The organism is Stieleria sp., from assembly GCF_041595215.1.
Classification (GTDB): Bacteria; Planctomycetota; Planctomycetia; order Pirellulales; family Pirellulaceae; genus Stieleria; species Stieleria magnilauensis.
The window spans coordinates 1-11,631 of sequence record NZ_JBFHKV010000137.1; the positions used below are offsets into that span (position 1 = coordinate 1).

Consider the following 11,631-nt stretch of genomic DNA (forward strand, 5'->3'; position numbering starts at 1 on the left):
CAAAATCTCGCAAGCGGTCGGTCGCGTTGGGCTCATAAGCAACTGCCAACTGGGCTAATTGTTTCAAACGTGTGGTATCGCGGGGTCCGCACACCGGTGCGAGGGCGGCGGCCAAGTGCTGGACCGCACGTGCGATCCCGACTTCGGTGACCAGATCCCTGACGTAGCCGGCCGACATGCCCTCGACCTGACCCAGTGGAGAATGGTCGACATGAAACTTCCAACGACCATCGGCGGGATGTTCAGCCATCATGAATGCCGACAGGACCAAGTCGACCGCGGCGGAATCGACCAACGGGTTTCCGCCTTCCTGGCTGACGTCGACGCCGAGTTGTTCCAGCAGGAAGATCAGATTGGCGACGCCTTTGTTGGTGCGAGTGAGGACACCGATCGAACGATCCGGCGCGGCGCGCGAGAGTTCGGCAATGCGTCGGGCAGCCAACTGATAACAGGCCTGCGTCTTTTCCGCGCCGTCGCGGCTGTCGATCTTTTCGCAGGTCTCCATGCGAACGTAACCGGGTAACGAAGCCTTGAACGCCACGTGTTGCGGGAACCGTTTGGCGAACTGCTTGACGGCGCGGGCTTCGTAGGTCGCCTTGTCGGCGTCGTGACCGTCGGAGGCGGCGTTGGCGATCTTGTGTCGCGAGAGGTTCTTGAAAACGCGATTGATCAAATCCATGATCACCGGGCTGCTGCGGAAACTCGTGTTCTGTTCGATCGATTCGACGCCGCCGATCTCGGCACTGACCGCATCAAAGATTTCCGCCACGCCGCCACGCCAGCCGTAGATCGCTTGCTTGGTGTCCCCGACACAGAAAAACGAGCGTTTGACTGCGGCTTCCGGATCGGGATCGGGGTCGATGGCCGCATCGGCCGATCGAAAGGCCAGCGGCCGAAGGACCTGCCACTGGGCCGGCGAGGTGTCTTGGAATTCGTCCAACAAAACATGGTCGATCGCGCCGTCCAAGCGTCGACTGATCGAGCGGTGGTCGACCTTGGCAAACTGTTTCGCCAACCGCACGGCGATGTCGTCAAAGCCGAGTGTTCGCAAGGATTGTTTCAGCTGCGCGACTTGTCCGTCGTACAACGCCAAGACCTGACCGGTGGCGTCGTTTTGTGCCGCCAACAGCGAAAGGGTGTTGGAACGCGCGGCGGCGTACAACGCGCCCAGTGCGTCATCCAGGCCGTCGGGCAACGCGGATCGGCCCAGTTTCGTCGGCTCGCCGCTGCGTTTGGCCTTGGCATAGTTCTTGATCAGCGTTTCGGTCGCCAACGAATCGAATTGACGCGTCTCAAGTAATTCAGCCATCGCATCGAGTTTGGCGCGAACCGTTTTCTGGGGCGGTTCGGACAGGCGAAAGGAACCGGCGGCGGACGTCAACGCGGCATCGTCGGGCGCGGTGGGCGCGTCCAGATTGGTCCACGCCTCGGGCGCCGTCTGACGTGCTTTCGTGTACGCGCCCGAGACGATTTGAATTAGCTCACGAACGATCGAGCGTTTGGTTTCACCTTTACTGAGCATCGCCAACAGGGTCGCCAACTCGCCGGGCTGGAGCATTGAGACCATCGAATCGATCGCGCGTTCGCGCAACCACGCTTCTTCGATCTCGTCGGTCAGTCGCCAAACCGGCGGCAGTTGCAATTCAAAGGGAAACGATTTGGCCAGCTGGGTGAACAAGCTGTCCAAGGTGCAGATGCGGATGCGATGAATGTTTGCGACCAGACGCTGCAACAGTTGCAAACACAGACTGCGGGGCAATGTTTCCAGGCCGACCTGCCGGCGCAGATCCTCCAGCGCCGTATCGTTTTCCGGATCAGCGGCTTCGGCCAACGTCAACAGGATCCGCTCCAGAATTTCGCCGGCAGCTTTGCGTGTGAACGTGGTCGCGAGAATCGATTCGGGGGCCGCTCCCTGGAACAGAATCTGCAACAGTCGTGCGGTCAAACGATACGTTTTCCCCGTACCGGCCGATGCCCGCACCAAGACGGGCGGCAGGTTGCCGTCGAGGAACACGTCGCTGGGGGAACGGTCGTGGGATGTGATTTCGGTGCTCACTGGTCGTTGTCTCCTTCCGCGATCGCCGCACCGGCCAGCATGCGACTGGCAACTCCGGTTTGCAAAATCATTTCGTAATCGTCGTACATCACGCCTTGGTCGCTGGGTGCGAAATCACAGGCAAAGATGCGGAGGACGCATTGATGAATCAGATCCTTGGCTTGTTCCATCAGCGGTTCGTCGAATTCCGCGATGTTGATTTTGGACTCTTCCGCTTTGTCGCTGACATTAAAATAGCCGAGTTGGACCTCTTGCGGCGGCGCTTCGATGCCGAGAAAGGGCACCATCATTCGGTACAGCGGCAATTGCAGATCGATCCATTCGTATTGGCCGGTGTCGCGGTTTTTGCGAAGGTGTTTTTTCTCCGGTTTGTGACCGTGGGTCTTGTAGTCCAAGATCGCCCATTGTCCGGTTTGAACGTTGCGGTCGATCCGATCGAAACGCCCTCGCAATCCCATTTTTTTTCCGTCCACCGTGATCGAAGCCCCTTTGGATTCTTCGACGCTGGCTTCGGTCGCATGAATTCTCCAGCCCTGCTCGATGCGTTTGGCTTGCTCGGCGGCGACGAAGTGCAAGCGCCGCTCGGCTTGACGGACTTGCAGCCGGACGGCGCTTTCGGCGTGATCGCCGTATTGGTCGGCTGCGTACTGGTGTAAGTGATGACGCAACGATTCAAAGATTCGCTTTTCGTCGGCTTCGTCTTTCTCGGCAGACTCTCCAAAGTGCTCGACCGCGGCATGGACCAAGTCGCCGAACTGGTTGGCGGCCAGCTCGCGGGCCAAGTCGTCGACGGGTTTCAGATTCAGCACATGTCGCAGGTAAAACCGATAGGGGCATTCGAGGTAGGCCTTGAAAGCCGTCACGCTCATCGATTTGACGGGGCATTCGTCAGGATGGAATTCTGGAATGGGAAGATCGGTCGTTTTGCGATCGCTGTCCCAGCGGTGCGAAACGTTGACCTTGTCGCGCGTTCCGGCCAGCAGCATCCGGATTCGCCGAGCCACGTCCGGGGGTGATGAAGCGGACAATAAACGGCTGGGCGGCGTGGGTGTTCCGTCGGCAGAATGCTTGCCCACGATCATTCGGATGTCTCGGCGAGTCGACAGCAGCAACTGCGTCGCATACAGATCACGGGCGTAGCGGCGTTCGTTGTCGGCGATTCGCAGTCGCGAACGCAGCGAACCGGGCAGAAACGGATCACTGGTGACCGCCGAGGGCACGAAGGGATGATTGAAACCGACCACGACCATTGCCGGCGAATCATCCAATGCCAAATCCAACCAGCCATGAATTTGTATGTCATCGGTGTTCTGGTTCTGCCCGACACGCAGATCGGATAGACGTGAGGTGATCATTTCCAACGCCGACGCGGCGGTGACGGGCGCGTCCAAGTGGCGGCTGAGTTTGGTGAAGCGTGTCAAAAGATCACGGACTTTCGCGACCGCTTCGACGGTCAACCGGCGATCGGGCCGAGTCGCATCGGCAGCTCCCAGGCCGGCAGCTTCCAGGTCGGCAGTTCCCAAGTCGGCGTAAATCGAATCCAGCCAGTGCAGCAGCCGGTCGCACCAGTCGGCGATCGGTTGGGTCGGTCGCGGTCCGTCGGACAGATGCTTGGGAAGCAGGGGCGCGAGCCAGGCAAGGACGGCACGGCGCAGTTGTTCCGCCGCGGGATAGTGCTTCAGCGCCGCCGGCGGTAACGGATCGGACAGTCGCACCGGCAGATGATTGGCAAGCATCTGGTCGAGCGGAATCAGGTAGTCCGGCTGGGCCGCGTCACTTTGGGGTTCGTTGAGTTGAGCGAGGAGGAATCGATGAACATCGCCGTGCCGCACCAGTGCCGCGAGCGATCGCCAGGTCGGCCGGGCGATCAAGGTGGCGGTGAGTGAAACGAGTCGCCCCACGGCGGTCGACGCGACGGTCCAGCCGACGTGCCGGTAGGTCGAAAACCCGCATCCGTCGAGTTGCATTTCGGTGGCGGCGACGTGTGAATCATCGGTCACGCCGACGGCAATCTGTTCCGGTTGATAGCGCGATGCGAATTCCGTCACCGCCTCGCTGACCGCGGTCGCTTGATCGGCGATGTCGCCGGCCGGTACCAGATGGTCATCGGTCAGCGGCAATTGGAACTCGGCAAAGGCGTCCGGCTTGAGGCAGCCGAGCCAATCAAAGCAAGCTTCCTTGTCCTCGGGGGCCGCGATGAAGGCCACGACGTCGCGTTCGACTTCGGCGATCACCTTGGCAATCGATGGATTGAGGTCACTGGTGCCGACCAGCGCGATCAAGCGTCCCGACCGAATCGTTTTTCGTTTGATCGCACGCCGACGCTGCTGGTGTGGGTCGCTGCGCCCGGCCGTGGCAAGTTCGCCGAGGTAGAGTTCGAAGAGTTCTTGCAGCAGTTTCCAACGGGCTTGCTCGGCATCGCTGTCGGTGACCGAAACCACGTCCGCGAAACTCACCTCGTGGGCCGCCAGATCGGCCGTCAATCGCCGCAACGTCCCGGCGAGTTCCAGCCAGGGGCCGATCGCATCGGATTCCGGCAGCACGGGCAGCAGCGGTCGCAATGACTCGGCGTCGCGATGTCGCAACACCCGCGCCCAGGCCAGCGTTTGCTCGAACTCGATCGCGATCGGGGCCTCGGGTTGGTAGAGCAGTTCGGCCAATTCTCCCGACGTCGTGATGCGGGGCGCGAGATAGTCGAGTCCCTGGTCATCGGCCGCCGATTGCAACAGCCGGCCGAAACGCAGCATCGACTGGGCCGTCGGCAGCACGCAAATCCAGTCGCTCAAGTCCAAACGGCCGGTTTCGCCCGCCTGATCGATGAAATAGCGGACCACCCCGGGCAGCAAGGGCCGATCCCAGCCCAGAAACTCGCGTCGGCACAGCAATTCGGGAAAAAGATCAAATGACACGGCGAAGCAGCCCCCCTGGTGAAAATCCGTTTTTAAGCCTGCGGCGTTGTTGTCGTGTCCGGTCGTGACACGTCTGGTCCAATCCTATCGATTCCGGGCTTTTTGTGTGACCCGTGGAGCCAATCCATGGCCGCACGGCCGCGACAAACGATTCCAGCGTTACAGGTGCTAGAGGCCCGAGAATCGTTAATGTCGCGCCAACACGCATCCGATACGTAAACCAACGGACATACAGTGCGCAATCACCGTGTGCCGTCGGTGTGCCGAGGGGGGCACATCCTTTCGATGAACCGAACGTGGTTCATTGGGGCCGAAATCACCGGGACCTAGGAACGCGGCATGCGTGTGAACAACGCGAAAATGACAAGCCAAAACGGCGACCCATCCAAACGAATCGCCAAGCGAGCGGTTCTGGTGGCGGTGTTGGTCGCGTCCGGCTCTACTGCGGGCGGTCAACAACCGCAGGGCGGGATGATCCAATCGCGTTTCTTCAATCAAAACAACACCACGCCGGGAATCGTCCATGGCGGTGCACACACTGCATCCCCGATGCCCGTGGGCGCGGTCCAGTCCAATCCGTTTGTCACGCCCGGACAGGCTCCGGCGACTCCCGCCCACGGGGCGGTCCAGTCTGCGACCACGGCCGGCGTCCATCCGTCGATGGCGGCGTCCCCGGTGGGACGCGTGCGGCAAAATCCGCGGTTCCATGCCTCGTCAGCGACCGGCGTCAGCGACCGACCGCTCATCGCGCTCGGATCCAGCGAGCACGTCCCCGCGACTCAGGTCGAGGCCTTTGACCGGTTCGGCCCTGTCCCCGCCGAGGCGTTCGCCCAGCCGAACTCACCCGATCAAGCACAACTGTCTTGGGCGGCTAAAACAGCGGCCATCAACTCTCCGGCGCCGCTGGCGATCCCGACCGGTGCGGCCACGCCGATCCGGTCCGCATCGTCATCCAACGCCGCGTCTCGGCTGACCGCCGGGCACACCGCGCCCATCGGCATCGCCGCCGAACAGGATTCACGTGTCATTCCGGTCGCCGACGCCCGCGACGAGCAGACGCCGATCCAAGAAACGCAACCGATCTTCTTCACCCTGTCCGATGACACGGCCGAAGCCGGTGATGCGTTCACCAGCGAATATGAAGTCGAATCCGACACTGAGATCCCGGCAACAGAGACTCCAGCAACAAAAGCTTCGGTCGCGGCAGTCCCTCCGACCGACAACGCTGAGAAACTCGAAGTGGAATCGACACCCAGCGTTCAGGCACCCGCTGAGGAACCTGCTGAGCAAGTTGCTGAGCAACCGATGCAGACGGATCCGAACGCGGAGCCCGTGGTAACCGAACCCGAGACGTCTGAGCCCGAGACGTCTGAGCCCGAGACGTCTGAGCCCGAGACGTCAGAGCCCGAAGCATCGCAGCCTGAAGCTTCGCAGCCAGCGACGCCACCGGTTGCCGCTGAGACGCCGGTGAAACTCGCTCCGGCGGTGAATTTTGCCGCCGAAGCCTTGGCTCCACTCGGTGACCATGCGGTCGCCGCTGCTGAGACGATGGCCCCGTCCGATGTCGATGCGGACCAAGCCGACGACACTGGGGTCGACGAGTTGGTGGTCAGCAACCGAGCACGCGTGCCGCTGACCGCCAAGTCTCGCGTCATCGACGCCGAACAGCGCGTCACACCGCAAGCGGACTCACAGGTCCCGGTACTGCTGCAACGCAAAACCGTCGCGATCGCGACGCCGCCGATCGAATTGCAATTCGGCGATAGCGACAACGCGGTGGTGCAATCCACGATCGATCCGATTCGTTTTGAACCCGCTCCAGCGGCGCGCCAGGACGATTCGGTAACGGATCGTCCCACCTCGGCCGCGATCAGCGAAAGCTTGGGATCCGCTGAGGAGGCGGAGATGCCGTTGGTCCCCAAGGCGGCCGTCGCCCAAACGTTGGAAGATCGCTCCAACGACGTCCAGGACGCTGCTCCGGTCGGCTCGATCGTCCAGCCGAAACGCGACGCGATGGAAACCATTTCCCGACGCGATCCCGTTGCCAGCCGAACGCCGCTGAGCCAGCCCGTTGCCAGCCAGCCTACCGCCAGCCAGCCTACCGCCAGCCAGCCCGTTGCCAGCCAGCCCGAACGGAGAGCGTTGCCGGCACAGGCCCCTGGGCACGCGATCGTCACGTCGGTCGCGCCGGGTATCGAACAGATCGGCACCGATGAAACCCCGTTGATCGCGGCTCCGGTCGCGGTCAATCCGTCACACGCCGGCGCGTCTCGCACCGCAGTCGTTCAACCGCCCAACCGCACGACGCCTTCGAGCACTCGCGCACGGCTCGCGTCGTCTCGCCACAGCATCATGCGTCGGTCGATCGAACCGGAGCAGAAACGAATTGATGTAACCGTTCCCGACCCGAACCTGTCATCGTCGCAAGGGGATCACACGCAAGACTCCGGCGGACAACGCGCCGCGGTCGTCCTGCAACTCAAACGTGCCCAGGTGCGATCGATGACGATCGGCGGTCGAGTACGGCGATTCACGATCGAAAACAAGGACGTCTGCCAGGCGTTCGCTTCCAGTGCCAACCAGATCAAATTGATCGGTACCGGCACGGGCCAGACCGAATTGACGATCTGGGCGGATGTCACCGACGGCGAGCCGACTCGCAAACAAACCTTTCAAATTCAAGTCAGCGAAGGGGTCGATGCGATCGGCGACAAGGTCGCCGCGCACACCGAGTTGCTGAACGATTCGATCGATCAAGCCTTTCCGACGGCCAGCGTTGTCGTGTCCCTGCGGGGCGGAGAGTTGGTCGTCACCGGTCACTGCGACGACGAAGACACGGCGAAACAGATCGTTCGCATGGTTCGAAAAAGTTGCCTCGTCCCGGTCCAAGACAACTTGAAAGTTAGATGATCCCAGCGGGCCGGTTTGCTCAGCGCCCAGGGACGGGGCCGACATGCCAAACGCGATTCAACCTGATTCAGATACGTCACACTAACCACTGATCCTTTGCGGCATTGTGCCGCACCGATTACGTCAACGAGGTTCGACATGAACATCCCTCTGATCCACTCCGTCATCCGGCGTCACGCCGCAAGGGTTCTGGCGATCGCCGCGGCCGCCATGATCGCTGGTAGCGGCGCCGTGGCTTCGGCGCAAACCGGATTGGTGGGCGCACTCGGCGGAGACCAACAGGTGTCTTCCTCGGGCGCCGCGATGTTCGGTCCGGGAACCAAGATCATTTCCGCCTCCGACGTCCGCACCGCGGCCGACGTCAGCCCCAGCGGACTCGCCCCGGGATCGATCTCACAAGCCATGGCCACCACCTCGGGGCCGCTCGGATCGCTCAACGCCGGCCGCGTCGCGCAAGTCAACTACGGCTGCCAAAGCTGCATGCAAGGCTCCTGCAACGGATCATGCAACGGCTACGGGATGTCCGGCTACGGTGGGCAATCCATGGCCTGCGGGATTCCCTGCGATCCCTATTACTATGTGTTCGTCGAAGCGATGTACCTCGAACGCAACGGCGCAGACGGATTCAGCCTGACCCGCAACGCTCGGATGGACGACTTCGGATTCGAATGGGTGCCACGGATCACGTTCGGTACCCTGCCGAACTGCGTCAACGGTTACGAATTCACCTTCGTCGGACCGACCGAATGGAATCGCAACCTGCGGGTCGTGGACACCAACTCACCGGGAACCATCGATTCGCACCTGTTCGACGGCGACGGCCCCGCGACGGTGGCCAATCCCCATCCGCAAAACTTCGATGGCACGTTTCTGGATCCGTTCGACAACGCCAACCTGCAAACCCAGTTCTACAATACCGAGTACTGGAGTGCGGAATTGAACAAGACGCTCGTCGGTTGGGATGTCGCCAGAGCCCTGTTCGGTGGACGCGTGATTCGCGTCGAAGAAGATTATGGCTACGCGTCCGAAAAGGACATCTTCACATCGTACTCGGACCTGACCGCGAGCACGCAGAACACGATGGCCGGGCTTCAGCTCGGACTCGACCTGCTGTATCCGGTCACGCAGCACGTTTACACCGACGTGCGACTGCGGGGCGGCCTGTACTATAACTTTGCCGATTCCGACGTTCGACTTCGCAACCAAGGCGTCACCGTGCTCCACAACAGTCGCGACGATGACGACTTTTCAGGTGTCTTCGACATCGGGTTGGGGCTTCGCTACCAATTGGGCGAGATGCTGTCGATCCGCGGCGGCGGAGAATTGCTCTACATCACCAACACCGCTTTGGTCCCCGGTCAAGTCAAAGCGAACGTCACCAATGCAATGGGAACCCGCATCGACATGAACGACGGTCTGCTGTTCTACGGCGGATCCTTCGGGGTCGAACTGCGGTACTAAACGCCTCGCGGGGAGACTTCGGCAGCGATTGCTCTGCTGTCTCCTACGGGTTGGACCAGCGTTTCAACCAGTCAACGATTCAACCAGTCAACGATTCACCCAGTAGCCGCCCGGTTCTCTCCGCTTCGAGAAACACTCGAAACCGGAGAGGATCTCGCGGCTATTTTTTTTGTTTTCCGGCGACCTTCTTCTGCAGCCAGTTTTGCACGCTCTGTTTGGATTCTTTGTGCTCTTCTGGCTCACTCGACAAGGCGATGTCGGCGGTCAGTTTCTCGGGCTTGACCTCGCGTGCTTCTCCACGCCCGATATCCCGCAGACAGCGCGGACAGGTGCGGGGCGGCTGGCTGATGCGGATCCCGCACGAGGGACAGTAATACTGAACCTCCTGGCGGACCGCGGCTTCAAACAAGCCGCCGACGTCGCTGGCCGGGAACCACGCCGAGTCGTTCTTGCGCAAACGTGTCTCGGGTTTGATCTCACCCTTGCGGACCATCGCCAATAATTCGCTCGGACGCAACGGTCCCACTTCCGTCTGAACGTTGCCTTCCATTCGCTGTAAAAACCAAGCCGTCACGGTTCGATTCGCTCCCTTGAAAATCCCCGGTTCGCTGCGCCGTTCAATGCACCTCGCCAAGGTTCATCGGCGGCGCGAACAGGGGCCATCGTCTCAACCTAAAGCACTTGTGTCGGGGCCGGATGGCCCACTTGGATTCATGCCGTCAGCCCAGTCGCCTGCGTCGTCTTTCGACTGCTGTCCCAGTTTAGCAGAATCACGCGGCAGGCGGCAAAAAACGCAAGGCCTTGCGTTTTCGCGTCGTTTGGCGAGATAATGACATGCCGATTCTCTCGCCTTGCACCAACCGGTCGCCCATGCGCTGTCCATTTTGCCACCTCGACGAAGACCGTGTCCTGGACACCAGGACAGCCGAAGGCGGTTACATGATTCGCCGAAAACGGGTCTGCACCAATTGTAACCGCAGATTCGGGACGGTCGAGAAAATCGAGCAGTTGACGTTGCGCGTCGTCAAACGCGATCAAACCCGGGAACCCCTCGAACGCGAGAAAATCCGCCGCGGAATCGAGCGGGCTTGCTCTAAACGATCCGTCCCGAGCGACAAGATCGAACAGGTCGTGCAAAGCATCGAAACGCAAATCTACCAGGAATACGAGACGGAAATTCCGGCCAAGGAGGTCGGTGAGATCGTCATGGCACACTTGGCACGACTGGACGAAGTGGCCTACATCCGATTTGCTAGCGTCTATCAGGAATTTCATTCCGCCGACGACTTCATCAATGAAGTCACCCGGCTGACGAAACGGCCGATCCGCAGCTGACGCACGCGCCGGACTGCGAGTGCTCGGGCCACATTTGATGTTGGGGTTGCGTTGATCGAACGGAAAAGCGGGTCAGGCTGGAACTTGCGGAGCGATGACTTACCCACTGAGCCCACGGATAGCAGGGCGAACCCACGGATTCTTGCACCCTGTCATCCGTGGGTTCGCGCTGCTATCCGTGGGTATCATTCTCGATCGTTAGCCCGGGCAAATTGCTGGAGTGCTTCGTCCAGATTGAGTTTGAGGGTTGATCACGATTGGTGAGCCGCTGGCCGTAAGGCCTCGGGCATTGGTTAGGCCCGGCCGCTTACGCGTCACGGCTCACTAAACCAACAAGCCGTTGGCGGAGCACTAACGTTTGGAACGTGACTGCATCCACCACGCGTACTCGGTGACGGTGATCGTCCCGTCGCGATTGGCGTCGGCATCGGCAGGACTCATCAGCATCTTCTTCCATTCGCTGGCGACCAGTTTCTTGTCCCCGTTGGCATCGTAGCGACCGATGATTCGCTCGGCGTAGCTGACCATCTTGTCATCGGGTGTGCCGACCGGGCCGCCGCCATCGGTGGAGCTCGACGATGCGGATGAGGTGGAGGCCATCGTGGTGGCCGAAGGCGTGCTGGCACCCCGCTCGACCGCTTGGACGGCTTCCTCGGCCGTGATCACACCGTCGCGATTGAGGTCCGATTGAAAGAACTCATTGACGGTGTCGTCATCCCATTTGGTTGCGAATTCGGCCATTTCGACCTGGCCATCCTGGTTGGCATCCTTGTCGGTGAAGAATCCCGGCAAGCCTTCCGGCGTCCGTTTTTCGCCGCTGATCCGGTACGATTTTCGGCCACCATAGACGTCTGGCGGTTCGACATCGCCGCTGCGATCACTCTCGCGGCGGCGGTTGCGATCGTCGTCGCGTGACTGTTCGGACGACTGGCGGCGACGGGCGTAGCGCACCGCGAGTTC

6 protein-coding genes and 1 pseudogene are annotated in these 11,631 nt (G+C 61.0%); 3 read left to right on the plus strand and 4 right to left on the minus strand.

The genetic code is table 11. The features are described 5' to 3' along the window. A partial coding sequence (locus tag ABX749_RS07740) for a UvrD-helicase domain-containing protein (protein WP_372895465.1) occupies positions 1 to 2,056 on the minus strand: 2,056 nt, incomplete at its 3' end. Beyond that, positions 2,053 to 4,965 (minus strand): PD-(D/E)XK nuclease family protein, encoded by a 2,913-nt coding sequence (locus ABX749_RS07745; RefSeq protein ID WP_372895466.1) that lies wholly within the window; start codon positions 4,963 to 4,965, stop codon positions 2,053 to 2,055. The genes ABX749_RS07745 and ABX749_RS07740, both read right to left, overlap by 4 nt. A 360-nt stretch (positions 4,966 to 5,325) precedes the next feature. On the opposite strand from ABX749_RS07745, the gene ABX749_RS07750 reads away from it, so the two are divergent. Together ABX749_RS07750 and ABX749_RS07755 are read left to right on the plus strand one after the other, a co-directional pair. Further along, positions 5,326 to 7,875 (plus strand): pilus assembly protein N-terminal domain-containing protein, encoded by a 2,550-nt coding sequence (locus tag ABX749_RS07750; RefSeq protein ID WP_372895467.1) that lies wholly within the window; start codon positions 5,326 to 5,328, stop codon positions 7,873 to 7,875. Positions 7,876 to 8,013: 138 nt separating this feature from the next. Beyond that, positions 8,014 to 9,336, plus strand: a complete 1,323-nt coding sequence (locus ABX749_RS07755; protein WP_372895468.1) for a hypothetical protein — start codon at positions 8,014 to 8,016, stop codon at positions 9,334 to 9,336. A 160-nt stretch (positions 9,337 to 9,496) separates the two neighbouring features. Here the strand turns inward: ABX749_RS07755 and ABX749_RS07760 are convergent, their stop codons facing one another. Further along, entirely contained in the window at positions 9,497 to 9,910 is a 414-nt protein-coding gene (locus ABX749_RS07760) for a DUF4339 domain-containing protein (protein ID WP_372895469.1), read from the minus strand. Positions 9,911 to 10,206: 296 nt separating this feature from the next. On the opposite strand from ABX749_RS07760, the gene nrdR reads away from it, so the two are divergent. Continuing rightward, positions 10,207 to 10,671 (plus strand): transcriptional regulator NrdR, encoded by a 465-nt coding sequence (nrdR, locus tag ABX749_RS07765; protein ID WP_095738409.1) that lies wholly within the window; start codon positions 10,207 to 10,209, stop codon positions 10,669 to 10,671. Between the two features lie 351 nt (positions 10,672 to 11,022). Here the strand turns inward: nrdR and ABX749_RS07770 are convergent. Next, positions 11,023 to 11,631: pseudogene (locus tag ABX749_RS07770) on the minus strand (EF-hand domain-containing protein); the annotation flags it as partial.